At 65.4% G+C, this 23983-nt stretch carries 18 protein-coding genes and 1 tRNA gene; 7 read left to right on the top strand and 12 right to left on the bottom strand.

Translation table 11 applies throughout. The features are described 5' to 3' along the window. Positions 1-33 precede the first annotated feature (33 nt). The 4 genes from YP76_RS06640 to YP76_RS06655 all read right to left on the bottom strand — a co-directional run bounded on the left by YP76_RS06640 (position 34) and on the right by YP76_RS06655 (position 3896). Positions 34-996: an AAA family ATPase gene (locus YP76_RS06640; protein WP_046762826.1), complete on the bottom strand. Its 963-nt coding sequence runs from the start codon at positions 994-996 to the stop codon at positions 34-36. Further along, on the bottom strand, positions 993-1658 hold the full coding sequence (gene tmk / locus YP76_RS06645; RefSeq protein WP_232307469.1) for a dTMP kinase: 666 nt from the start codon (positions 1656-1658) through the stop codon (positions 993-995). Before tmk ends, YP76_RS06640 begins: the two co-directional genes overlap by 4 nt. Then, on the bottom strand, positions 1628-2791 hold the full coding sequence (locus tag YP76_RS06650; RefSeq protein ID WP_046762827.1) for a D-alanyl-D-alanine carboxypeptidase family protein: 1164 nt from the start codon (positions 2789-2791) through the stop codon (positions 1628-1630). Before YP76_RS06650 ends, tmk begins: the two co-directional genes overlap by 31 nt. Positions 2792-2858: 67 nt before the next feature. Next, positions 2859-3896, bottom strand: coding sequence for a lytic murein transglycosylase (locus tag YP76_RS06655; RefSeq protein ID WP_046762828.1), 1038 nt, complete (start codon positions 3894-3896; stop codon positions 2859-2861). Positions 3897-4045: 149 nt separating this feature from the next. Here YP76_RS06655 and YP76_RS06660 point away from each other — a divergent pair. From YP76_RS06660 to YP76_RS06670, 3 genes are all read left to right on the top strand, one after another. Next, a tRNA-Ser gene (locus tag YP76_RS06660) sits at positions 4046-4135 on the top strand. A gap of 154 nt (positions 4136-4289) precedes the next feature. Beyond that, positions 4290-4493 carry a hypothetical protein gene (locus YP76_RS06665; protein WP_046762829.1) on the top strand — a complete coding sequence of 68 codons (204 nt, stop codon included), beginning with the start codon at positions 4290-4292 and terminating at the stop codon, positions 4491-4493. A gap of 345 nt (positions 4494-4838) precedes the next feature. Next, a complete protein-coding gene (locus tag YP76_RS06670) occupies positions 4839-5285 on the top strand; it encodes a DUF983 domain-containing protein (RefSeq protein ID WP_100238850.1) in 447 nt (148 codons plus the stop codon). A gap of 60 nt (positions 5286-5345) precedes the next feature. On the opposite strand, the gene secA is transcribed toward YP76_RS06670, so the two are convergent. Beyond that, positions 5346-8075: a preprotein translocase subunit SecA gene (gene secA / locus YP76_RS06675; RefSeq protein WP_046762830.1), complete on the bottom strand. Its 2730-nt coding sequence runs from the start codon at positions 8073-8075 to the stop codon at positions 5346-5348. Between the two features lie 284 nt (positions 8076-8359). On the opposite strand from secA, the gene YP76_RS06680 reads away from it, so the two are divergent. From YP76_RS06680 to YP76_RS06695, 4 genes are read left to right on the top strand one after another with little or no spacing between them, the layout of a single operon-like run. Beyond that, entirely contained in the window at positions 8360-9835 is a 1476-nt protein-coding gene (locus tag YP76_RS06680; protein WP_232307470.1) for an ArnT family glycosyltransferase, read from the top strand. Positions 9836-9882: 47 nt separating this feature from the next. Further along, positions 9883-11109, top strand: coding sequence for a bifunctional glutamate N-acetyltransferase/amino-acid acetyltransferase ArgJ (gene argJ / locus YP76_RS06685; RefSeq protein ID WP_046762831.1), 1227 nt, complete (start codon positions 9883-9885; stop codon positions 11107-11109). Between the two features lie 16 nt (positions 11110-11125). Further along, positions 11126-11926, top strand: coding sequence for an inositol monophosphatase family protein (locus tag YP76_RS06690; protein WP_046762832.1), 801 nt, complete (start codon positions 11126-11128; stop codon positions 11924-11926). 18 nt (positions 11927-11944) lie between these two features. Continuing rightward, positions 11945-12556 carry a glutathione S-transferase family protein gene (locus YP76_RS06695; protein WP_046762833.1) on the top strand — a complete coding sequence of 204 codons (612 nt, stop codon included), beginning with the start codon at positions 11945-11947 and terminating at the stop codon, positions 12554-12556. Positions 12557-12576: 20 nt separating this feature from the next. Here the strand turns inward: YP76_RS06695 and trxA are convergent, their stop codons facing one another. From trxA to YP76_RS06730, 7 genes are read right to left on the bottom strand one after another with little or no spacing between them, the layout of a single operon-like run. After that, the gene (trxA, locus tag YP76_RS06700; protein ID WP_046762834.1) at positions 12577-12897 is read right to left on the bottom strand and encodes a thioredoxin TrxA; all 321 of its coding nucleotides are present in this window, start codon (positions 12895-12897) and stop codon (positions 12577-12579) included. A 29-nt stretch (positions 12898-12926) separates the two neighbouring features. Then, positions 12927-16370: a double-strand break repair helicase AddA gene (addA, locus tag YP76_RS06705; protein ID WP_046762835.1), complete on the bottom strand. Its 3444-nt coding sequence runs from the start codon at positions 16368-16370 to the stop codon at positions 12927-12929. Next, the gene (gene addB, locus YP76_RS06710) at positions 16351-19326 is read right to left on the bottom strand and encodes a double-strand break repair protein AddB (protein ID WP_046762836.1); all 2976 of its coding nucleotides are present in this window, start codon (positions 19324-19326) and stop codon (positions 16351-16353) included. The genes addA and addB overlap by 20 nt, the downstream gene beginning before the upstream one ends. Continuing rightward, on the bottom strand, positions 19319-20029 hold the full coding sequence (locus YP76_RS06715) for a nucleotidyltransferase family protein (RefSeq protein WP_046762837.1): 711 nt from the start codon (positions 20027-20029) through the stop codon (positions 19319-19321). Before YP76_RS06715 ends, addB begins: the two co-directional genes overlap by 8 nt. Then, a complete protein-coding gene (locus YP76_RS06720; protein WP_046762838.1) occupies positions 20026-21012 on the bottom strand; it encodes an aminoglycoside phosphotransferase family protein in 987 nt (328 codons plus the stop codon). Before YP76_RS06720 ends, YP76_RS06715 begins: the two co-directional genes overlap by 4 nt. Next, entirely contained in the window at positions 21009-21467 is a 459-nt protein-coding gene (tsaE, locus tag YP76_RS06725) for a tRNA (adenosine(37)-N6)-threonylcarbamoyltransferase complex ATPase subunit type 1 TsaE (protein WP_046762839.1), read from the bottom strand. Before tsaE ends, YP76_RS06720 begins: the two co-directional genes overlap by 4 nt. After that, the gene (locus tag YP76_RS06730; protein WP_046762840.1) at positions 21460-23808 is read right to left on the bottom strand and encodes a sensor histidine kinase; all 2349 of its coding nucleotides are present in this window, start codon (positions 23806-23808) and stop codon (positions 21460-21462) included. Before YP76_RS06730 ends, tsaE begins: the two co-directional genes overlap by 8 nt. Positions 23809-23983: the final 175 nt, after the last annotated feature.

A 23983-nucleotide genomic window follows, 5' to 3' on the forward strand; every position in this document is an offset into this window, starting at 1 on the left:
TAGCGGGTGTTGTCGCCCGCGCAAAGCCGCTTTTCAACGAGCCAGGGCGGCGACGTGACCGGCGAGTTCGAACACCACGGCACCCGGTTCGAGCGACAGGATGATGGCGCCGCTCGCAAGCTGTCGCGCGGCCTCCCAATGGTCGAGCGCCTGGCCCAGCGCCGCGCCGCGCCGCTGCCGCGCCGCGCTCGCGATGAAGGCGGGCGCCCGTTCCAGAAAGGCTTCGTAGCGCGGGCGGGCCGTTTTGGACGCCAGCGCCTTTGCCAGGATCAGCCGCTGGCGGTTTCCGGGATCGCCATCGGCCGCGATGGCCGCCAGTGCCTGCTCCATATCGGCAATGCCAAGCCCCGCATAGCGTAGCGCCTTTCCGGGCGACCCTTCCCCGGCACGGACCAACGCGTCCAGTTCGGCGGGCGACAATGCTTCATCCGTCGCGCGCAATACCGTTCGCAGGGCTTCATCGCTCAAAGGTTCGAAGCGCATGGTGCGGCACCGGGAGCGGATGGTGGGGAGAAGGCGTCCGGGGGCATGGCTGACCAGCAGAAACAGCATGTCGGCGGGCGGCTCTTCCAGATTTTTGAGGAGGGCGTTGGCGGCTCCGCGCTCCAGATCGTCGGCGCTGTCGATCACCACGATGCGGCGCGTGGACATGGAGGGTGCGGACTGGATCAGCCGCTGAAGGCCGCGAATCTGGTCCACCGTGATGTTGCGCGCCGTGCCGCTATCCTTTTCCAGGCAGAAGAGTTCCGCATAGTCCGGATGCGCTTCGGCCTCGAACAGGCGCCGGATCGGGTGATCCTGCGGCACGTCGAGCCCTTCGCCGAGTATGGCCGGGCCGGCAGCCTCGGCCAGCAAACGCAACGCCATGGCACGGGCAAAGCTGGCCTTGCCGATGCCCCGCGGCCCGGAGAGGATCCAGCCATGATGCAGCCGCCCGCTGCGCGCGGCGGCCAGCAAGGTGTGCCCCTGTTCATCATGGCCGAGAAGTGACGTCATGGCAGCAGGTCTTGCAGGGCGATGAGCAGGCGGCCGGTCACCACCTCGGCGGCGCCTGACGCGTCAATGGCAAGGAAGCGATCAGGTTCTTCCCTGACGAAGCGCGCGAAAGCCGCCGCCACGGCGAGATGGAAGGCCCGGTCACGTCCCCCGATCCGATCGGAAGCCTCGCCGTCACGGCTGCGGGTCCGTGCGCTCGACTCCTCCTCCGGCAAGGTCAGGAAGAGGGTGCGGTCAGGCAGGAAGCCCTCGCTGCCGATCCGGTGAAGCGCCAATATGTCGGCATCGGTCAGTTCGCCCATGCCCTGATAGGCACGGCTGCTGTCCAGGAAGCGATCCGACAACACCCATGCACCCCGATCCAGTGCCGGACGGATCGTCTTTTCGACATGGTCGGCCCGGGCGGCCGCGAACAGCAAGGCTTCGGCGCGGGGATTCCATCGGTCGGCACCGCCGGTCAGCAACAGTGCGCGGATCGCCTCCGCGCCTTCGCTGCCGCCCGGTTCGCGGGTTTCGACCACCTCCACACCGCGCGCGCGCAAAGCTGCCGCAAGTGCCCGAAGCTGGGTCGACTTACCCGCCCCCTCCCCGCCTTCCAGAGAGATGAAACGCCCCTTTGTCGGCCGCACCGTCACCCGAAGAACGACTTCAACCCGTTCCACAGACGCCAGAAAATGCCCGCTTCGGACACATCCTCGCCGGCGACCAGCGGCAGGATCTGCGGCGGAGTGTCAGGGGTGGAGATGATGAGCTGCGCGATCTTCTGGCCCTTGGCGATGGGTGCCTTGATCGGGCCGGTATAGGCGACCTTGACCGAAATCTGGGACGAAGCCGCCCGCGGCAGGGTCACGGCCATGTCCTGCGGCGCGACCAGCGCGACCTTGGTGGCGCTGCCCAACTGGACCTCGGCGGTTTCGACGGTCTGCCCCTTCTTGAACAGCGGCTGCGCCTTCCACGCGCGGAAACCCCAGTCCATGAAACGCACGGATTCGGCAATGCGCTGGTTTGCGCTGGTGAGACCCGCGACGACCATCACCAGACGACGGCCTTCCTGCTCCGCAGAGCCGGTGAAGCCATAGCCCGCCTCCTCGGTATGGCCGGTCTTGAGGCCGTCGGCGCCCTGTACCTTGCCCAATATGGGATTGCGGTTGCCCTGCTCGATATCCGCGCCGCCCATGGTCTTGCCCCAGGTGAAGGCACGGGTGGCGTAGAATTTCTTGTAGAGGCTAGGCGTTTCCTCGATCGTCGCTTCCGCAAGCGAGGCAAGGTCGGCGGCGGTCACATAGGTCACGCCTTCATCCGGCCAGCCGTTGCTGGTGCCGAAATGGCTGTTCTTGAGACCCAGCCGCTTCGCCTCCTGGTTCATCAGCGCGACAAAGGCCTGTTCGGTGCCGGCAATGCCCTCCGCCAGAACGACGCAGGCATCATTGCCGGACAGCGTCACGATGCCGTGCAACAGATTTTCCACCGACACCTGCTCGCCGGGCGAAAGGAACATGGTGGACCCTGCCTGGGGACCATGCCACTGCTGCCAGGTTTCGGGACGGACAGTGAATGTCTGATCGAGTTTAAGGTCCCCCTTCTGGATCATGCGGAAGGCGACATGGACCGTCATCATCTTCGCCATGGAGGCCGGAGGCATCCGGGTTTCGCCGCCCTGGTCGAAGAGTACGGCGCCGGAGGACAGATCCTTCATATAGGCGATCGGCGCTCCGCTGCTGTAGGGCGGCGCGGCCGCCACCAGCGGCTGGGACAGCAACCCGACGAACAGGAGGGCGGCGACGGACTTCTTCATGCAGGACAGCCTTCGGATGAATGGATTCTTGTTTCATTAGCCCTGACCGGGCCAATCGCAAAGAGGTCTATTGCCGGACCGCGTCCGCCAGCAGGCCGACGGACAGGGCATAGAAATTGGAGCAATTATAATCCAGGATCGCCCGGTAATTGCTGGTAAGCAGATAGGCCGTCTTGCCGGGGCCGTCCGGTTCCAGGAGCGTCGCCATCACCGGGTCGGCGGGCCAGTTGCCGCCGCTCGGGACCACCCCCATGCGCCGCCATTCCGCCATGCTGAGCCAGCGGCTGTGCCGGTTGAATACCCGCTCGCAGCGGGCCGGCCTGGTACGCGCGGCGATCGACGCGCGATCGAGCCCCATGGGCACGGACACCGCGATGCCCCAGGGCTGGCCGCGCCGCCAGCCGGCGTGGACGAAATAATTGGCGATGGAGGCCAGCGCATCCGCTTCGCTGTTCCAGATATCGACCCGGCCGTCACCGTCACCATCCTTGCCCAGGCGCAGATAGACGCTCGGCAGGAATTGCGGATAGCCGGTGGCGCCCGCCCAGCTTCCGATCAGGCGGCTGCGAGGTACGCCATTGTCCAGCATCTTGAGCGTTGCGAGCAATTCAGGTTCGAACAAGCTACGGCGGCGTCCCTCATAGGAGAGGGTGGCCAGCGAACGGATCAGATCGAAATCACCGGTATAGGCGCCGTAATTGGTCTCATGACCGTAAATGGCGACCATGATCTCCTCCGGCACGCCGGTCTCCGCCTCGATCCGGGCGAGCCGGGCGCGATTGGCGAGATAGGCGGTGCGCCCCCGGCCGATGCGTGCGGCATCGACATGGGTGCGGCGATAGGGCTCGAAATTCGGAATGGGTGCATAAGCGCCGCCGCCCGGCTGGTTCTGGTCCAGTTGCACGACGCGCGGATTGGGCGTCAGCGTGGCGAAGACGTCGTTCAATGTCGCGTCCCTGATCCCCATGGCGCGGGCGCGGGGGCGGAGGGATTCGAGATAGGACCGGAACGCGACATCCTCCTGCGCCATCACGCTGTCCGCCGTCAGGCTGCCCACCATGACGGCGGCCATGCCCAGCAACAGCGACACTATCGACGAACGCATTGAAGAATCTCCTTGTCCCCTTTTGTTGCACAGGGATGCCGCGGCGTGAATCCCCTTATTGGCACATGACCGGATAATGGCGACGAAAGCGATTTTTCATGATTTTTGCGCTTGGCATGGCTGCCCGGTTCGCTAGGAAGCGGGACGACGGACAGGTGGCCGAGTGGTTTAAGGCAGCGGTCTTGAAAACCGCCGTGGGTTTACGCTCACCGTGGGTTCGAATCCCACCCTGTCCGCCATCTGTTCACAAGATCTTGCCATATCATTCCAGGCCGGTCCTCCCATGCGCATTCGCTTGCACCGGCACAATCCTCTCCCCCCCAAATTTGATCCCCGTTAATGTGGACCCGTCTTTTTCCTGCTAATGATGGCCTCCATTATCGGGAGATGACGATGTCTGTCGACACCGACGCGCGCTACCTGTTCCAGCGTGCCCGTGAAGAAGCCGCGAAAGCCGATGCCGCCTTGAAAAGAAGTGGCCCGCGGCAAGAAATTGCGGCGCATCGCGAATTGGCGCTCCGTTACAAGGTCAGAGCCCTGGCGATGTCCTGTTCCGATCAGGTCCTGCATGATGCCATGGAGAAGGACCAGGGTTGAGTCGGCTGTCTTTCCGCCGATGTGTCCGACCCGGTCGCCGGGCGGGAACCTTTTGCCAATGAGCGGATTGAGATAAAAAAAAAGCGCTCCCGGGCAAGGGACTGCCGGGAGCGCGACTTGTCTGCTGTCGGGCATCCAAATCGCGTTCGCCATAACAGGAACATGCGTTTTGGACAATCTATCTAATGGGCTACCCTTCCATTTCCGTAGCGTCATTCCCAAAATTCACCTCAAAGTCGGTGCGCCCCGGCTATGAGGTCCCACGCCGTGGACAAAAAGCCCAATTGAACTGCGTCCAGGGAAATGCCATTCCGCATCGGTCAGGAAGACGGAATGATGGATCAGATGGAAACTCATGCAGCCCCTCCCTTGCCGACCGTTGAGGACGGTCAGCGCTGGAAGCGGCTTTCGCCCGTCGAAACAGGCCCCTTTGGCCGCTGTCCCCGCTGCGGCGAAGGCCATATATTCCACGGATTTCTAACCTTGCGCGACCGATGCGAGGTTTGCGGGCTTAGCTACGACTTTGCCGATCCTGCGGACGGCCCCGCCGTGTTCGTCCAGCTCTTCGCCTGCGTGCCGGGTGTCATCTTCATCGTCATGCTGGAGATACTGGCTCGGCCGGGCCTGTGGGTGCATCTGGCGGTCGGTATTCCCGTTCTGATCCTGACCGCGGTGTTGCCCCTGCGGCCGATCAAGGGATGGCTGGTAGCCGCCCAATATGTGAACAAGGCGCAGGAGGCAGGGACCGCCCAATTATGGGCGAAGCTGAATGATGAACGGCCTGCCGATTAGGCAGGATTCGGCCTGAGGGCGTCGATTCATCGGCATCAACGCCCCCTGGCATGAAGGCGCTTAGCTCAGCGCACCATGGCAATGTTTATATTTCTGCCCCGATCCGCAGGGGCATGGCGCATTGCGGCTGATATCCAGATTGGCGAATTCGCCCGGTTGCGCATTGCCGACCGGCGGCCGCGGAATGGTGGTCGTGATGCCCAGTTGCGCACCATCGACATCCGCACTGTTATCCTCGCCCGAAAACGGGTCGATATGCGTCGTGATGAAGTCAGGCAGCACCGGCAGGTCGAATTCGGGCAGCGGCTCTTCCATCCGGAACTGGACGCGTGCGATCGATCCAGTCACATCCTCGCGGATATTGCCCAGCATGCGCTCGAACAGGGCGAAGGCTTCCTGCTTATATTCGTTGATCGGCGTCTTCTGTGCATAGGCGCGCAGGTGGACGACCTGGCGGAGCGCGTCGAGCGTCGACAGATGCTCCTTCCAATGATGGTCGAGGCTCTGGAGCAGGATCGACTTCTCGATCATGTGCCAGTTTTCGGGGTCGAGTTCCTTGACCTTCTCGGCCACGGCTTCGTCCGCCATGGCGGTCAGCCGTTCCTCGATCATCTCCGGATCGACATGGTCCTCCGCCAGCCAGGCGTCGAAATCGGGTTCGAGGTTCAGAACTTCGGCCGTGCGGACCTTCAGACGCTCCATGTCCCACTGTTCGGGATAGGTGCCCGGCGGGCACGACGCGCCGACCAGATCGTTGACCGTCTCATGCCGCATGTCGACGACGACATCGTCCACGGTTTCCGCATCCATGATGTCGCTGCGCTGCTCGTAGATGACCTTGCGCTGATCGTTCATCACGTCGTCATATTCGACGACCTGCTTGCGGATATCGTAATTGCGCGCCTCGACCTTCTTCTGCGCGGTCTCGATCGCCTTGCTGAGCCACTTCGACGGGGGCAGCGCCTCGCCATCCTCCAGGTTCGATCGTATCATCTTGGCGAACATCGTGTCCGGGCCGAAGATGCGCATCAGATCGTCATCGAGGCTGAGGTAGAAGCGGGACAGGCCAGGGTCCCCCTGACGGCCCGAACGGCCGCGCAACTGGTTGTCGATGCGGCGGCTTTCATGCCGCTCGGTCGCCAGCACGAACAGGCCGCCGGCAGCCAGCACTTCGGCCTTTTCCGCTTCGATCTCTGCGTCGATGCGGGCGATGGCGGCTTCGCGTTCCGGGCCTTCGGGCATGTCGCGCAGTTCGTCCTCGACGCGCATTTCCAGGTTGCCGCCCAATTTGATGTCGGTGCCGCGACCGGCCATGTTGGTGGCGATGGTGACGGCGCCCTTGCGGCCCGCCTGCGCCACGATATGCGCTTCGCTCTCATGGAAGCGGGCGTTGAGGACGGCGTGCTTCACCCCTTCCTGGTTCAGGAATTCGGACAGCATTTCCGACTTTTCGATCGAAACCGTGCCGACCAGGACCGGCTGCCCCTGATCGGCGTGGATTTTGATGGTCTTGGCGATGCCGCGGAACTTGTCTTCCAGATTCTTGTAGAAGCTGTCTTCCTCATCGACACGCTGCACCGGCCGGTTGGTCGGGATGGTGACGACGTTCATCTTGTAGATTTCGAAAAATTCGGTCGCTTCGGTCGCGGCCGTGCCGGTCATGCCACCCAGCTTGGGGTACATGCGGAAATAATTCTGGAAGGTGATGGAGGCGAGCGTCTGGTTTTCAGGCTCGATATTCACAGCTTCCTTGGCTTCCACCGCCTGGTGCAGACCGTCCGACCAGCGGCGGCCATCCATCATGCGGCCGGTGAACTCGTCGATGATGATGACCTTGCCGTCCTTGACGATATAATCGATGTCGCGGCGGAACATGACGTTCGCGCGCAGCGCCTGATTCACATGATGGACGACGGCCGTGTTCTCGAAATCATAGAGGTTGGCGCCTTCCAGCAGGTTGGCTTCCTCCAGCATGCGCTCGATCTTCTCGGTCCCGTCCTCGGTCAGGGTGACGGTGCGCTGCTTCTCGTCCTTTTCATAATCGTTCTCGTCCAGCCGCTTCACGATGGCGTCGACGGCGACATACAGCTCCGACTTGTCGTCGGTGGGACCGGAGATGATCAGCGGCGTGCGCGCTTCGTCGATCAGGATCGAGTCCACCTCGTCGACGATCGCGAAGTTGAAGGGCCGCTGCACCATCGACGCGCGGTCATATTTCATATTGTCGCGCAGATAGTCGAAGCCGAGTTCGTTGTTCGTCGCATAGGTGATGTCGGCGTTATACGCCTCCCGCCGCTGGTCTTCCGACAGATTGGGCACGATCACCCCGGTGGTGAGGCCCAGGAAGCGATAGACCTGCCCCATCCACTCGCAGTCGCGGCTGGCGAGATAGTCGTTCACGGTGACGACGTGGACGCCCTTCCCTTCGAGCGCGTTCAGATAGGTGGCAAGCGTCGCGACCAGCGTCTTGCCCTCGCCCGTGCGCATTTCCGCGATCTCGCCGCGATGGAGGACGATTCCGCCGACCATCTGCACGTCATAATGCCGCTGGCCCAGGGTCCGCTTGGCCGCCTCGCGCACCGTGGCGAAGGCTTCGGGCAGCAGATCGTCCAGCGTCTCACCCTGGGCCAGCCGATCGCGGAAGCGCACGGTCTGCACCGCCAGTTCCTCGTCTGTCATGGCGGAGATGGCGGGTTCGAAAGACGCGATCTGTTCGACGGTCTTGCCCAGCGACTTCACATAGCGGTCGTTGGAGGAGCCGAAAATGGACTTGGCGAGTGCGCCGAACATGCAAGTTCCTGACAAAAGGGGACGCGCCCGCCTTGATGGCGAAACACGCAAACATGCGCGGCGATTTAGGGTGCACACAGGCGTTAGTCAATCAGAGCAGACATGTCCCGAACCGGTCATGCAGGATAAGAGAGCCGATTTCCTCATGCCGAAAAATACAGGAATGACGGGATATTGGCGGCGCGCGGCGTCTTGTGGCACGTGTCGGAACATGGAAGGCGCTTAACGTGAATATCGGACCAGCCCGCCTGAAGTTGCGTGGCGCGACTTTGCTCATGCCCGCAATGGCTGTTCTGGCTTGCCTCTGGTTCGGGCTGGTCGCCCTCGCCACGCCGTTCGACCATGACGAGAGCCAATATATAGCCGGCGCCTATTTCAGTGCGCGCCTCCTCATCTATCGCGATTTCCTTTATCTCCAGCCGCCTCTGCATAGCTGGCTGTTTGCTCCCCTTGCCTTGGCTTTCCCGGCACAAACGGTCGTGGCGATGCGGCTGGCGACGGCGGCCTGCGCGCTGGGCACGCTTTGCCTCCTTTTCGCTGCGCAGCGTGTCGCGGGCATTTCTCGCTGGAGTGCCTTGATCGCGGCGGGCCTGATGGGGGCTACGGCCGCATTCCAGTTCACCGGCGGCGTGGTTCGCAACGACATGCTGCCGACGCTGCTCGCGACAACGGGCATGTGGGCAATGCTTAGCGCGCTAACGATGCGGAAGCGGTCATTTTGGTTCATAGGGGGGCTGTGTTTCGGATTGGCGATCACCGCCAAGCTCAACTTCATCCCCCTCGGAGCCGCGGCAGGGGGCTTCGTCCTGCTCGACCGACGCCGGCACGGGTGGCGACCGGCGATCGGGTTCGCCCTGGGCGGGGTGAGCGGCATCCTGCCGGCTATCCTGGCCTGGGCCATGGCACCTGCCGCCTTCCTTTACGGTGTGATCACCTATGGCGCGACCGGCCCCTTCGCCTGGTACATGGCCAATGGCGCGGGCGACGAGCTCGCGCTGGGAGAGAAATTGGGAGATCTGGCGAAATATCTCTGGCGCGGGCCTTCCCTGGTGGCACTGGTCATGCTGGCGGGGCATGGATGGATGCGCGGCGCCCATGCCATCGAACCGGAAAGGCGGCTTGCCCTGTGGTTGATCGGCGGAGGACTGGTCGGCGCGGCCCTGCCCACGCCCTCCCAGCTCCAATATATCATGCCGCTCCTGCCGCCGTTGGGCCTTGCGCTCGGCCATATGCTGGACGATGCGCGACGATGGCGCGATATAGCGTTCGCAGCCATGGCCCTGGTGCTGGGCCTCGCCGCCCTGCCCGGCCTCCTGCCGACTGGTCGCCATGTCATCGCGATGGCGCGTCATGGCTCGCCTGTGCTGGCGGCCGCTGCCAATGCCCGCTGGGCCGGGGCGCAGGTTCGCGCGCTGACGGGCGATGACGAGGTCGTCAGCCTTTCGCCCCAGCAACTGGTGGATGGCGGTCTCGCCATGGACCGGCGCTTTGCGGCGGGACCTTTCGTCTATCGCACCGGATGGACGATGGACAAGGGCGATGCCCGCCAGATGAACGCCATGATCCCTGCGACTCTGGGCGATCTCGACCGCGACCCGCCCGAGGCGATCCTGGTCGGCTATGAAAAGGGCACACGCAAATTGCCGCTCCGCCCCGACGACAGCCTGATCGCCTATGCCCGGAAACGGGCCTATCGGATGCTGATCATGCCCGATGGCGTGGGCAGGCTCTACGTCCGGACGGCCCTTCGAAAGCGGTGAGCCCATCTCGGCGTTGACGGGCGGGCATATTGCGCTAAGCGACGGGCATGACACAGCGCTCTCCCCTCGCCCCCGCCGCCTTCCCCGCTCTTCCCGCCATTGCCGGCGTGACCGCGCGCGCGGCACGAGCGCGCTACAAGAATTGGGACCGGTGCGACCTCACCTATGTCGAACTGGCCGAGGGCACGACCGTCGCGGGCGTCACGACGCAGAGCAGATGCCCCTCCCCCGAGGTCGAATGGTGCCGGGACGCGATTCCGCTCGGAAGCGCGCGGGCGCTGGTGGTGAATGCGGGAAATGCCAATGCCTTCACCGGGCATCGGGGCCGTGCCGCGGTGGAAGCGATCGCGGCGAAGGTTGCCAATCATCTGGATTGCAAGCCGTCGGACATCTTCATTTCCTCGACCGGCGTGATCGGCGTGCCGCTGCCGGTGGACAAGGCCGAGGCCGGTCTTGAAGCCGCCTTCACCGCCGTGCCCTGTAGCTGGGAGGATGCGGCAACGACCATCGGTACGACCGACACCTATGCCAAGGGCGCCCATGCCGCGGCCATGATCGGCGGCACGCGCGTCGAACTGGTGGGGATCATCAAGGGCTCGGGCATGATCGCGCCCGACATGGCGACGATGCTCGGCTATATCTTCACCGACGCGGCGATCGATGCCAGGCTGTTGCAGCAGATGCTGTCCGCCGCCAACAGGCAGAGTTTTTCCTGCATCACGGTCGATAGCGACACCTCCACCAGTGACACGGTGCTGGCCTTTGCGACGGGTCAGGCGGGCAATGCGCCTCTGGCCACGATGGACGATGCCGGAGCGGACGCCTTTGCGGCGGCGCTCGGCGATCTCTGCCGCCAGCTCGCGCATCTGGTGGTTCGCGACGGCGAAGGCGCATCGAAGTTCATCGAGATCGTGGTCGAGGGCGCGGAGACCGACGCCAGCGCGCACCGCATCGCCCTTTCCATCGCCAATTCGCCGCTGGTCAAGACCGCCATCGCGGGCGAGGACGCCAATTGGGGCCGCGTCGTCATGGCCGTCGGCAAGGCGGGCGAGCCTGCGGATCGCGACAAGCTCTCGATCCGCTTCGGCGCGACCCAGGTGGCTTCGGGCGGCCTGGCTCTGGAGGGGTATGACGAAGCGCCGGTGGCGGCCCATCTCAAGGGACAGGATATAGAGATCGGCGTCGATCTGGGACTGGGCAATGGCCGGGCGACGGTTTGGACCTGCGACCTGACGCATGGCTATATCTCGATCAACGCGGATTACCGTAGCTGAGAATAAGGCGAAGCTGATGCCGATCGAATTGCACGAGCCGGTCGTCGCGCTGATGCGTGGGGTGGCGCGCGACATCGTCATGCCGCGCTACCGGAATCTCGCCAGCCATGAAGTGAGCGCGAAAACGGCCGCCGACGACCTTGTCACCATCGCGGACAAGGAAAGCGAGTTGCGCCTGGCCGAAGGATTGTCCGCCATCCTGCCGGAAGCGGGCATCATCGGGGAGGAAGCCTGCGCCGCCGATCCTGCGATCCTTGACCAAGCGGGCAACGGCCTCAACTGGATCATCGATCCCATCGACGGAACGGGCAATTTCGCTGCGGGCCAGCCGCCCTTCGGCATCATGGTCGCGCTGGCCGATGCGGGGACGATCCTGGCAGGCTGGATATTGGACCCGCTGACCGGACGCCTGTGCCATGCCATATTGGGTGCGGGCAGCCATATCGATGGCGAACAGGTCCATGCGCGGGAAAGCGGCGAAGCTTTACCCATTGCCGCGCTGGCCGTCTATTTCATGACCGAGGAAGAGCGCGCCGACATCCAGCGTCGGTCGAAGGCCAGTTTCCGGTTGGTGGATATTCCCCGCTGCGCCGCCGAACAATATCCGCGCCTGGTATTGGGGCAGAATGACGTTTCGGTCTTCGCGCGCACCTTGCCCTGGGATCATGCGGCGGGGACGCTGTTCCTGAATGAGGCGGGCGGGCAATGCCAGCGGCTGGACGGATCGCCCTACGTCGTGGGCGATCTGCGGCGCGGACTGCTGGGGGCTTCCTCCCCGCGTCTTTGGGATCTGGCGGCGGAGCGGCTGTTTCTCTGAGAATGGAAAGGGACGGATATGCTGACGATCTGGGGACGCCTCAACTCGCATAATGTGAAGAAGGTGGCCTGGTTCGCCGGCGAAATCGGCCTGCCTCATGTCCGCCATGATGTCGGCGGCCCATTCGGCATGAACGACGCCTATCTCGCGATGAACCCCAACCGGCTGATCCCCACCATCGAGGATGGCGATGTGGTGCTGTGGGAGTCGAACGCGATCCTGCGCTATCTGGCGGCACGATATGCGCCGGATGCGATGTGGCCCACCGATCCTGCCGCGCGGGCGCAGGGCGACAAATGGATGGACTGGCAGTTCAGCTTCGCCGACGCACAGCGCGATGCCTTTCTGAACCTCGTCCGCAAAAAGCCCCAGGATCGGGATGCCGTAGCGCTGGCCGGCTCGGCCCAGCGGTCAGGCGAGCAGATGCGGATTCTCGACCGGGCGCTGGCCGCTCAGCCCTGGCTGTCGGGCGGCGATTTCGGCGTCGCGGACGTGCCGATGGGCGTTTATGCCCATACCTTCTTCACGCTGGAGATCGACCGACCCGACGTGCCGCATCTACGCGCCTGGTATGACAGGCTGCGGGAAAGGCCGGCTTACGTCGAAACGGTCATGATTCCGCTGACTTAAGCCGGCCTTTCCGAAAGATTTCAGAGGACGCTTTCGATCCATCCCTTGAGCGCGCTCTTGGGCGCCGCGCCGACCTTGGTCGCGGCGGCTTCGCCATTTTTGAAGAGGATCATCGTCGGAATGCCGCGCACGCCATATTTGCCGGGCGCGTCGGGATTCTCGTCGATATTGATCTTCGCGATGACGACCTTGTCAGCCAGTTCCTCGGAAATCTCTTCCAGAGCGGGGCCGATCATCTTGCAGGGGCCGCACCATTCCGCCCAGAAATCGACAAGGACGGGCTTGTCCGCATCGATGACGTCCTGCTGGAAGCTGTTGTCGGTGACTGCCTTGGTAGCCATTTGGGAATTCTCCTTCAGTTGGGAGCTATCTAGGACGGGTGCGCATCCGTCTCAACGGGTGGAAGCGGCAAATTCTCCTGTGCGCTGGAAAAGCCCGGCTTGTGGTGGGCCAGAAGCTCGGGCGGCAGTATGATCAGGCGCGGCGCTGCGGTGTAGAGCAGGGACGCCTCGACCCGGTGGCCGGGGAAGATCACCTGCAAGGCCGCCGCATAGGCCGCCATTTGCCGCACATGCGCGAGCGGCACCTCTGCGACCGAAAGTGGAGATATGCGCCCCGTCTTGAAATCCACCAACTGGATCAGATCGTCGCCGATCAGCAGGCGGTCGACAGTACCCGCAATCACTGCCTCGCCCACGACGGCGGCAATGGGAGCCTCGGCCAGCGCGTCGCACCCGAAAAGCGCGGAGAATTGCGGATTTTCGATCACGCCCAAGGCCTGTTCGATGACGTCATGCCGCCGCGCTGGATCGCCAAGCCCCTGCTGTGCCAGCCAGCTATCCGCGCGGGTCCGGCGGCTTTCGCTCGGCACTTCCGCCAGTCGCTCGAACAGCCGGTGCAGCCAGCGGCCACGCTCGGCGGCATCGCGCATGGCGGGGGTCGGCGGTGGATAGGGCACGTCATCCTCCACGGCGGCGGAAGGCGCAAGCGGCCGCGGCGGCCGCGCTTCCGCCGGTGCGGGCTGTCGCAGCCAATGCGGTTCGGCCTGTACGGGTCGATCCTCGGCCACGACGGTATCGTGGTCTTTAGCGGCGAGAAGCTCGCTCCCGCGCCAACTGCGCCGCGCCCCCCAGAGCGGATCGGCCTCCCATTCGGCATTCAGGGAGACGAGCGCGCCTTCGACCGCCGCATACCAGCTTTCCGGTTTCACCTCGCCCTTGGCCCGAGGCCCGAGCGAACCGGCGACGACAAGCCTTTCCTCGGCCCGGGTAAGGGCCACATAGAGCAGCCGCCAATGTTCCGCCCGTTCCACGGCAGCGGCGGCTTGCGCCACCTCCCCGATCGCCCCCTGCCTTTCCGCCTTGCGCGGTGCGATGATCGGCAGGCCGTTCCATTCCAGCGAATCCGAGCGATTGCCCGCGTCGGGATCAAGACAGGCATCGGCCAAGATGACGATCGGCGCCTGCAAGCCCTTGGCGCCGTGGACCGTCAGCAGGCGCAGCGAATCGCCCTGCGCGGCGGCGTCGCGCACGATCTCCACCTCGCCCCGATCGAACCAGTCGATGAAGCGCTGGAGCGAAGGATGATCGTCGCTTTCAAAGGCCAGCGCGGCGTTCAGCAATTCCTCGATCGGATCGGCCGCTTCGGAACCCAGCCGCTCGATCAGGCGGCGGCGACCATCCATCGGCCCGGACAATATGGCTTCCAGATAGCGATAGGGCGTGGTGAAGTCCGCCTGCCCCAGCAACGCCCGCAATGGCGCCAGCTGCGCTTCGTCCAACGTCCGGTTGAGATGCTGCCACAGGCCGATGCGCCGCCCGATCAGGCGCTCCATCAATTCATCCTGCGTCCATCCGATCAGCGGCGAAACGAGCAGCGCTGCCAGGTTCAGATCATCCTCCGGCTGCACCGCGAAACGCAGCGCCGCCAGCAGATCGCGCACCGCCAGCGGCGCGTTCAGGCGGAGCCGGTCGATGCCCGCCACCGCGACCTTCTCCTCATAGAGCCGCGCGACGATCAACCGCGCCAACTCGCTGCGGCGGCGGACCAGGATCATGATATCGCCTGCCGTCACCGGGCGTCCGCGGCTTTCCAACATCAGCCCGTCATCGATCCACTGCCTGATCTGGCGTGCAATCGTCTGCGCCAGGACCCGTTCCTGATCGGCGGCCCAATCCTCCTCGCCCTCGGCATCCTCGGACAGACCGGCAATGATCGGCTTCCAGAGCAGCACTTCGCCGGGAAAGCGGTTGGCACTGATATGGCGGACTTCACCGGCATCGAGGCCCAGCCGCTCGGCACGCAGCGTCTCGATCGTCCGGTCCACCACGTCCAGTACGGCAGGCGTGGAACGGAAGCTGTGCTGAAGCGACAGGTCGTGGAAGACATGGCTCGCATCCTCCGCATGGCGCTGGAAGACGATCTGCGCGGCGCGGAACGCTTCCGGGCTGGTTCCCTGGAAGCCGAATATCGCCTGCTTGAAATCGCCGACGGTGAAGATGGTGCGGACCTTGTCGCCCTTCGCTCCTTCGCCCGCGAAGAATTCCGCCGCCAGCGCGCCCACGATCTGCCACTGGCTGACATTGGTATCCTGCGCTTCGTCCACCAATATATGATCGATGCGCTGGTCGAGCTTGAACCTGATCCAGTCCGCAATGCCGGGCTGTGACAGCAATTGGGCGGTGTTGGTGATCAGATCGTCGAAATCGACCGCACCCGCCAGTTGCTTCGCCTCGGCATAGGCCCGCGCATAGGCACGCCCCGCATGCAGCGCCCGGGCAAGCAAGGCGGCATAATCCGCCTGCGTTTTCAGGCCCAGCAGTTCCGTACAGCGCTCGTGCATCCGGGCGATGGCGTCGCCATAGCCGTCGACCGGCGGTGCCCATCCCTTGGCCGTGGAAATCAGTTCGCCATCGGACTTGGCCCAGACGCCATGCAGATCGGAAAGCGCCGCCGCCCGCGCCGCGGGATCAAGGCTCCGCCAGCGCGCAATCCGGTCGCAGCGATCCAGCGCCCGGCCCGTCCCCCAATCCGCATTCGCCTGCGCGATCCACGCCAGCGTCTGCATGTCGAACAGATCGTCTGCGCATTGCGCGGCGATATGCGCGTCGATATCGCCTTCGGGCAGGCCCAGTTCCCGCAGCAGCCAGGGCTCGATATCTTCCGGCAAAGCCTCCAGCGCCTCCAGCCGGGCGGCGCAGCGGAGCAGGAAATTCTCCGCGCCCCCTTCCCCCATGCGCAGGCTGAGAGCCTGTAGCGCCTCGATCAGCGCATCGTCTCGCCGTTCCTGCGCGACCACCACCATGTCGGCCAGCGTCTGGCGCGCCAGCGTCGCCTGCTCCCGCTGGTCGAGCGGGCGGAAGCCCGGCGGCAGGTCTGCCTCCAACGGGAAGGCCGTCAGCAATTGCTGGCAAAAGCCGTGGATCGTCTGGATGCGCAGGCCGCCGCCCGTCGACTCCAGCACTTCGGCAAAGAGGCGGCGCGCCCTGTCACGGGCTTCGGGACCGGACGCCTCGCCCAGTGCCTCCAGATCGTGGAAGAGATCGCCCTCCTCCATCTGCACCCAGGCGGCCAGCCGGTCATGGACGCGATCCGCCATTTCCGCCGCGCCCGCCTTGGTGAAGGTGAGGCAAAGGATATTTTCCGGCCGCACGCCTTGCAGCAGCAGCCGGAACACGCGCGCGGTCAGCACATGGGTCTTGCCCGTGCCGGCGGAGGCCGACAGCCAGACATGCGCGTCGGGCGCGGCGGCCTGCGTCTGCGCGCCGGCCAGCGGTTGCAGGGCTCTGGCCTTCCTAACCATCGTCGCGGCCATACCATTCCTCCAGCCGCATGAGCTGGTCATAATCGCCATAATTCGCGACTTCGGGATTCACCTGCGCATCGAAGGGCGCCGATCCGTTGAGATAGGCGGCGACAAGCGTGTCGAACTGGGCGTGGGCATGGGAGGTGAAGTCGGCGGTCACGATCTTGTCCCGCTTGCCCATCGGATCGACCGGGCTTTCGCGATAGCCGAAGGCATCGCCCTTCTTGGCCAGCGACCAATATTCGAAACCGCCCGCCACCGGCGCCGCATCAGTGCCCGGAAAGCCGCCATATTCGGCGATCAATCCGAGCAGCCCCAATTGCAGCGCATAGCCTGCCCTGACCTGCCGGGCGCTGGGGGGCTTGCCGGTCTTGTAATCGACGATGCCGAGTTTCCCGTCGGGCAGCAGGTCGATGCGGTCGGCCTTGCCGGTCAGCGTGACCCCTGCGATTTCCGCGCGGCCTTCGATCTCGACCGCAAGGATCTTGCGCCCGGCGGCAAGGTCGCTCGCCACTTCCTCGGCGATCCAGCGGATCGCCTCGATCAGGCGCGGCTGCCAGAGCGCCTTCAGCAAGGGGTGGACATCGGGCCGATCGAACATCGCCCGCGCGCGTGCCTCCAGATCGGCCAGATCGCCGTTGCCCGCCTCCGCCCATTGCTGGAGGATTTCATGCACCGCCGTCCCGCGCCAGGCCGGTCCCGCATCGGCATCCACCGGATCGAGCCGCGCGAGGCGCAATATGCGCTTGGCGTAAAAGGCATAAGGATCGGCCTTCAGCCGGTCGACATCGGTGACGGGAATGAGCTTCGGCCGGACCGACAGGGGCGGGACCGGCGCGGGACGGCGCGCGGGCCTGTGCGCGGCCGGATGGTCGAGCACCCCTGCCAGCGCGGCATAGCGGTCGGCGCTTTTCCATTGCGCGCCCGCCATCGCCTTCAGCCGCAGCCAGAAGCGCGAGGCGACGGCGGGGCCGCCCGATCCACGCCGGGCACGGGTGATGAGGACGTGGGGTGCGCCCAGCGCGCTCGCGAAATCATGGGCGGCAAGGCCGATGCGGCTTTCCAGTCCGGGCAAGCCCAGTTCCCGGCGGATGCGCGGCGCCAACCAGGGATCGGGCGCAGGCAGACCCGGCCATGTGCCTTCGTTGAGGCCGCCCAGGATCATGAGATCGGTCTGCACCAGCCGCGCCTCGATGAGGCCAAGGATGCCGATGCGCGGATGACCACCCTGGGGCGGCCGGACCGACAGGCCGCTCAGCAGGTGATCGAGCAAGGCGGGGAGCGCGCGGACGTCCGCCTGACGCGGGCCTTCGCCGGCGGCTTCCTCCATCTCGGCGAAAAGGTCGGCGGCGGCGTGACCCTGATGCCCGGCCCAGATCGCATCCTGCGTCAGACGGCCCGCATGCTCGCGAATGGCGGCAAGCTGCGCGGCAAGATCGGATGCCGTGAGGAAGGCCTGTTCCAGCGGTTCCAGCAGGATGCGCGCTTCCCCCCACCATTGGCGCGTGCGGGCGCGCAGGACACGCTGCCGGTCCTCACCCTCCCGCTCCTGAAGCAACAGGTCGAGGCCGTGTATCCCTGCCTGTGGCCGAGGTCCGCGCAGCAGCAGGTCAAGCCCGCGCACGCCCTCCAGCCAGGTCACGCGTCCCTCGCCCCGCATCACCAGCGGATGCTTGAGCAGGGTCAGCAGCGCGACCGGCGCAAAACGTTCGGCCAGGGCCTCCGCCATGGCGATCAGCAAAGTGCCGGGCGGCAGGCGGGACAGCGGCTGACCGGCCGAATCGTCGGCTTCGATGCCCCAGCGGCGCAAATGCGCCGACACCCGCGTCGCCAATTGCCGGTCCGGCGTCACGAGCGCGGCTGTGCGCCCCTCCGTCTCCACCGCCTCGCGCAGCGCGATGGCGATGGCCTGCGCCTCCTCGCCGGGGGTCGCGACTTCCAGCGCCTCCACCCCGGCCAGCGATCGATCCGCCGTCCTGAGGTCACGCCAGCGACTGGTCAGGCGCGGCGGCAGCATGGCGTTGGAGATGTTGCGTCCCCGCACCGCCCGGGCGTCATGCTCACTGCCCCAGCGCCAGAGCGCCACGTCCTCGCGGGTCGCACTCATCCGGTCGAGCAGACGCTTGAGCGCATATTGCGGATGGGTTTCATGGCCTGCCGGGGCGCGGCCGGTGATCGGATCGGGATCGAAGGGGCCGATCGCGTCCCAGCTCTCGCCGTCCATCTCCTGATCGAGACCGGCGAACACGACCGCGCCATTCGGCATGATCGCGATCCGGCGCAGCAGGGCGGCGATGGCGGGGGCCGTGGTGGAAATGCCCGCTGCGATCACGAATCCTCCCGGCGGCTCCTTTGCCCAGCGCGCCGTCATGCGATCCAGCAGCCGGTTGCGGCGATCGGCAAGATCGATGCACCCCAGCCGCGCCAGTTCATCCGGCCAGCGCGCCAGGAGGATGGAGAAGAGGTCGAGCGATGTCTGCCAATGCCGGGAGAGTTCATCGGACAGGCCAAGATCGCCCAGCGCCGTGACCGGCACACGCTCGACCTGCATCTGGTCGAGTACCGCGCCCAGCGCCTGGCCAAGCATCAGCGCCTGCCCCGCGTCCACCGGATGCGCCGATGCCTGCTGCACCATGCGGGCAAGGATCATCTGGCGGCGCATGGCGGCGATGGCGGGCGCAACAGCCTCCCCCTCGCCCAGCGGATCGAGCGCGCCGCCGATTTGTTCGCCCAGATCGGGATCACCCAATGTCACCAGTCGGGGCAGCAACAATCCGCCCCCCGATTTGCGCACGAAGGCGTCGCTGACAGCGCGGACGGCGCGGTTGCTGGGCAACAGGATCATCCCCTGCGCCAGCCTCATCGGATCGGCGCCATGCTGGGCGAGGATGCCCGCTACCAGCGCATCGGAAAAGGCGCGGTGCGCGGGGATGTTGAACAGGGCTGGCCGGGTGCGATCACCCATGGGCCAGCATCGACTCCACGACCGGGATCGCCTGTGGCGTGCCGACATCGAACCACAGGCCCTGATGCGAAACGCCGTACAGGCGCCCGGCCTCTATCGCCCGGTTCCAGAAGATATTGGTGGAAAAGACCTCGGCCGGCGGATCGACCAGCAGGCGGGGCGACATGATCTGCACACCCGTGAAGACGAAGGGTGCGACATGGGCCGTCTTCCGCCGGGTGAGGCGGCCGTTCGCATCCATATGGAAATCGCCCGGCCCCCTGTGGCAATTCGCGCGCGCAAGCGGCACCAGCAGCAGCAGTGCATCCATCCGCTCGGGGTCCCAGAGTCGGCGCATCATCCCCAGCGTTTCCTGCGGCCCGTCGATCCACAGATTGTCGCTGTTGGCGCAGAAGAACGGAGCATCCCCCAACTGCTCCCTGGCGTGCATCAGCCCGCCGCCCGTTTCCAGCAGCTTGCGCCGTTCATCGGAAATGGCGACGGCCATGCCGTTGCAATGGGAATGAAGATGCGCTTCGACCGTATCCGCCAGATAGTGGACGTTCACCACCACCTTCCTGATACCGCCAGCCGCCAGGCGGTCCAACGCATGATCCATCAGCGGCTTGCCCGCCACCTTGACCAGCGGTTTCGGGCGGGTGGCCGTGAGCGGGCGCATGCGCTTGCCCAATCCGGCGGCCATCAGCATCGCGGTGTCGATCATGCGGGGGCAAAGTCCTCAAGGGCGTTGTGGCGCCTGTCGGCGGGGATGTTGGCCGCAAACCATACCGCCACGGGAGCGAGCGCCGGATGGGCAAGGTCACGTTCCAGCAAATCCCACATGCGCGGCAGGAAGGAGAGGTAACGCGGCTTGCCGTCGCGCTTCCACAGCCGGGTGAAGATGCCGATGATCTTCGCGTTCCGCTGCGCGCCCAGCACCGCGTAGGCGGCGTCGAAATCGACAGGCGGATTGGCGAGGGCGCGATAATGATCCAGCATCGCGGCCTCAAGCGCGGGTGGAACGTCGCGCCGCGCGTCCTGGAGCAGCGACACCAGATCATAGGCCGGGTGCCCCGCCAGCGCGTCCTGGAAATCGAGCAGGCCCAGACCATGCGAAGCCGCCCGGTCGATCAGCATGATATTTTCCGCATGATAGTCGCGCAGCACCGTGACGACCGGGCTGGCCGACTGCTCGACGATCGGCAGGACCGCATCCCAGGCCCGGACATAGGCATCCTCGTCCACGGCCAGGCCGATGGCGGGGCAATACCATTCGGTCAGCAGGCCCGCCTCGCGCTGATAGACCGCCCGGTCATAGGGCGGAACATCGGCCGCGGGCAGGCGATGCAGTTCGGCCAACAGGTCGACCGCGCGGCTATACACCTCCACCTCGGCGGCGGGCAGTTCCTCGACATGCTCCTTGACGCGCAGGTCGCCGAAATCCTCGATCAGCACCAGGCCCTCTTCCAGATCGCGGGCCAATATCCGGGGTGCGGCAAAGCCGTTACCCGTCAGATGCTCGGCAATGGCGATGAACGGCCGCGGGTCCTCGTGCGGTGGCGGCGCATCCATCAGGACCGCGCGGCGCGAACCGTCTATCACCCGGAAATAGCGGCGGAAGGATGCGTCGCCGGCCAGCGGGACGATCGCCGCATCCCCCCATCCGGCAGCTGAGAGAAAGGCGGGGGCAGCGGCGGGCGGGATCATATCTGTGACCATCGCTCCGTCCAAGCGCCCGGCACGCGTGCTGTCAAGCGCCGAGCGCCGTCGGGTTCGATGTCGATGTGGAACCGCAGGGCGTCGGGCCACGCGCCCTCCCCCAACCGGTCCGGCCATTCGACGATCAGCAGGCTGTCCGTCAGATAGTCGTCCAGCGCCAGTTCCTCCGCCTCTGCCGCTCCATCCAGCCGATAGAGATCGACATGGGCGACGGGCAGGCGGACTTCCGGAATATCATAGGGCTGCACGATGGCGAAGCTGGGACTCGGCGCCTCCTCCTCCAGCCCCAAACCCTCCAATATGCCCCGCGCGAGCGTGGTCTTGCCCGCGCCAAGGCCACCTTCGAGCGCGATGACGTCGCCGATCCGCACCAGCCCGGCCAGTTTCTGCCCGAAAGCCAGCATCGCCGCCTCCCCGGCCAGGATGATTTCTGACTCAGCCACGCGGCAGCTCGATCACCACCATGGTGCCCTGACCTGGTTCGGAGACCAGTTGCAGCGTGCCGCCATGGGCCTGCGCCAATTGGCGGGCGAGCGGCAGGCCGATGCCCGCCTTGCCGCCATTGCGCGCCTGCTCCGTGCGGGATGACGCGTCAAAGATCGTCGCCTGCCGCTTGGTGCTGATGCCCGGTCCATTGTCCGACACCACCAGCCGGGCCTTGTCCGTCTCGCCATCGCCATGCAGCAATACCCGTCCGCCCCGGCTGCAATAGCGCACCGCATTTTCCAGCAGATGGTCCAGCGCCTGGCCGATCCGGCGCTTGTCCCCCTGCACCGTGCCCAGCGTGGGTTGGAGCGACAAGGCAAGGTCGATGCCCTTGGCCGTCGCATCGCCCCTGATCCGCGCCACCGCATCGCGTGCCTCGGCGGCAAGGTCCACCGGGGCCTTGTCCACCGGCAGCATCCCGGCCTCGCCCTGGGTCAGGTCGAGCACATTGTCGATCAGCATCGAGAGGCGATTGGTGCTCTGCAATATGCCGTCGACATATTCCCTGGCGGAATCGCTCATTTCCCCGGCATAGCCCGCGCTCATCATCTCCGCGAAGCCGGCGATGGTGGTCAGCGGCGTGCGCAGTTCATAGCTCATATTGGTGACGAAGGCGGTCTTGACCTTGTCCGCCTGCTCCAGCGCGTCGTTGCGGTCGCGCAGCACCTGCTCGACCCGGCGGCTGTCCGTGACGTCCAGCATGGTGAACAACGCATTGCCGTCGGGCAGAGGGATCGCCGCGAATTCGAAGATGCGCCCGTCCGCAAAGCCGACATGGCCGACGCGCTGCTTGCGCTCCACCGTGGCGGCGCGCACAAGTTCGCGGACCAGATTGGCCTGCTGCGGCTTGGCGAGGCGCGACTGCACGGCGCGCATCAATTCGTCGATACGCGGATGCTTGGCGAGCAGGTCCTCCGGCACGTCCCAGATCGTCCGGAACCGGCTGTTCCAGAGCGATAGGCGGCCGTCGGAGGAAAAGACGCCGATCGACTCGAACAGATTGTCGAAGGTGGCCGTGCGCACCCGCAACAGCGTGTCGCGGGCGCTCGACAACTGCACCTGCTCGGTCCGATCCTCGAAGATCAGCAGCAGCCCGCCGTCCGGCAGCGGCTGGGCATAGACGCGCAAATGGGTGCCGTCGGCCAGCAGCCAGTTCTCCTCGCGCGGATCGGGCGAGAGGAACCAGTCGCGCCGCTCCGCGCGCCAGGCGGGGAAGTCCCGATTTTCCGGCAGGCGCCGCGCTTCTCGCATCTGGTCCAATACGCGCTCGAACGGCGGATTGTCGGCCAGCCGCTCCTGGTCCAGCCCGAACAGGCTCATGAAGGGCTGGTTCCAGAAACGCAGCGCCCGGTCGGAGCCGAAACGGGCCACGCCTGCCGACAACCGGTCGAGCAGATCGCGCTGGGCCGATTCCAGCCGCCGATGCTCGACCCGGGACTGCTCCAGTTCATTCTGGTCCATGGCGAAACCGGCGACGCCCGCCGCGCCCAACGGCACGTCGACCACGCGCATGGTCCGCCGTTCGCCGTCGATCGTGGCAGGCACCATGCGCTCGATGGACCTGCCTTCCTCCAGCGCCTGACCGGCAGCGGCCTGGGGCGAAAGCCCGCCCACCGTTTCGACCAGTTCGATCCCGTTGGCGATGACCTCGCGCGCGCTTTCCCCGTCCACGGCACGGACATAGGCGGTATTGACGAGATTGAGGCGCATGTCCGCCGCGCGGTGCCACATCGGAAAGGGCGCCGCTTCCACCAGCCCGGCCAGCGCTTCCAGCGCCTCGCGCAATTGTTCGACCTTGCCCTTGAGCGCCTGGATTTCGGACTGGCTGTCGGTGGCGTCGAATATCCACAGGACGACCCCGCCGCTTTCGGCCAGCACAGGCCCCGCGGGCGCGCCCCGGACCAGGAGCAGGCGGGACGAATCGACCCCACGCACCGGCAGGGCAAAGCTGCGCCCCGCGCGCTGGGACGCCGCGATTTCCTGTGCCAGGGCGGCGGCATCGTCAGGCTCCAGCCCGCCCTCGGGCGCTGTCAGTTCGGATACGAAGGTCGGCACCCGTTCCTTGCCGAGCCACTTCGCCAGCCGGTCCGCCGCCTCCAGCCGTCCGTCGGGGTGGATAACGATCGGTGCCGCCGGGGCGGAGGCGAGCAGCACGGCCAGCCGGTCCAGCTTGCCCTGCGCCTGCATTCCTTCGCGGCGGCGGCGCTGGCCGCTCGACAGCGCCCATATCGCCGCACCCAGCCAAGCGGCCAGAACGATCCCCAAAATCACAGCGGCAAAAGGCGTCAACGATGCCATTGCGCCCTATTCCACCCTCATCGCGATATGCTTGCCCATGATCATGTTCGATGAGGGGACTAACCCAAGTCGGATGCAGCGTGAAGCACCGAGATACAAAGAATTACGGGATGGACAACAATCGGAATGCGGCACCCGTAACGGCGTAGGCGCTTTGCAAGAAAAAAGGCAGATT

Source organism: Sphingobium chungbukense, from assembly GCF_001005725.1.
GTDB lineage: Bacteria > Pseudomonadota > Alphaproteobacteria > Sphingomonadales > Sphingomonadaceae > Sphingobium > Sphingobium chungbukense.

What these genes read in the sequence shown, in the direction of transcription:
- YP76_RS06650 (WP_046762827.1), bottom strand. Translation starts at nt 2,791, where the DNA reads ATGAAGAAGTCCGTCGCCGCCCTCCTGTTCGTCGGGTTGCTGTCCCAG.
- YP76_RS06655 (WP_046762828.1), bottom strand. Translation starts at nt 3,896, where the DNA reads ATGCGTTCGTCGATAGTGTCGCTGTTGCTGGGCATGGCCGCCGTCATG.
- YP76_RS06695 (WP_046762833.1), top strand. Translation starts at nt 11,945, where the DNA reads ATGCTGACGATCTGGGGACGCCTCAACTCGCATAATGTGAAGAAGGTG.
- YP76_RS06690 (WP_046762832.1), top strand. Translation starts at nt 11,126, where the DNA reads ATGCCGATCGAATTGCACGAGCCGGTCGTCGCGCTGATGCGTGGGGTG.
- argJ (WP_046762831.1), top strand. Translation starts at nt 9,883, where the DNA reads ATGACACAGCGCTCTCCCCTCGCCCCCGCCGCCTTCCCCGCTCTTCCC.
- YP76_RS06640 (WP_046762826.1), bottom strand. Translation starts at nt 996, where the DNA reads ATGACGTCACTTCTCGGCCATGATGAACAGGGGCACACCTTGCTGGCC.
- addA (WP_046762835.1), bottom strand. Translation starts at nt 16,370, where the DNA reads ATGGCCGCGACGATGGTTAGGAAGGCCAGAGCCCTGCAACCGCTGGCC.
- trxA (WP_046762834.1), bottom strand. Translation starts at nt 12,897, where the DNA reads ATGGCTACCAAGGCAGTCACCGACAACAGCTTCCAGCAGGACGTCATC.
- secA (WP_046762830.1), bottom strand. Translation starts at nt 8,075, where the DNA reads ATGTTCGGCGCACTCGCCAAGTCCATTTTCGGCTCCTCCAACGACCGC.
- YP76_RS06670 (WP_100238850.1), top strand. Translation starts at nt 4,839, where the DNA reads ATGGAAACTCATGCAGCCCCTCCCTTGCCGACCGTTGAGGACGGTCAG.
- YP76_RS06715 (WP_046762837.1), bottom strand. Translation starts at nt 20,029, where the DNA reads ATGATCGACACCGCGATGCTGATGGCCGCCGGATTGGGCAAGCGCATG.
- YP76_RS06720 (WP_046762838.1), bottom strand. Translation starts at nt 21,012, where the DNA reads ATGATCCCGCCCGCCGCTGCCCCCGCCTTTCTCTCAGCTGCCGGATGG.
- YP76_RS06665 (WP_046762829.1), top strand. Translation starts at nt 4,290, where the DNA reads ATGTCTGTCGACACCGACGCGCGCTACCTGTTCCAGCGTGCCCGTGAA.
- YP76_RS06730 (WP_046762840.1), bottom strand. Translation starts at nt 23,808, where the DNA reads ATGGCATCGTTGACGCCTTTTGCCGCTGTGATTTTGGGGATCGTTCTG.
- addB (WP_046762836.1), bottom strand. Translation starts at nt 19,326, where the DNA reads ATGGGTGATCGCACCCGGCCAGCCCTGTTCAACATCCCCGCGCACCGC.
- YP76_RS06680 (WP_232307470.1), top strand. Translation starts at nt 8,360, where the DNA reads ATGGCTGTTCTGGCTTGCCTCTGGTTCGGGCTGGTCGCCCTCGCCACG.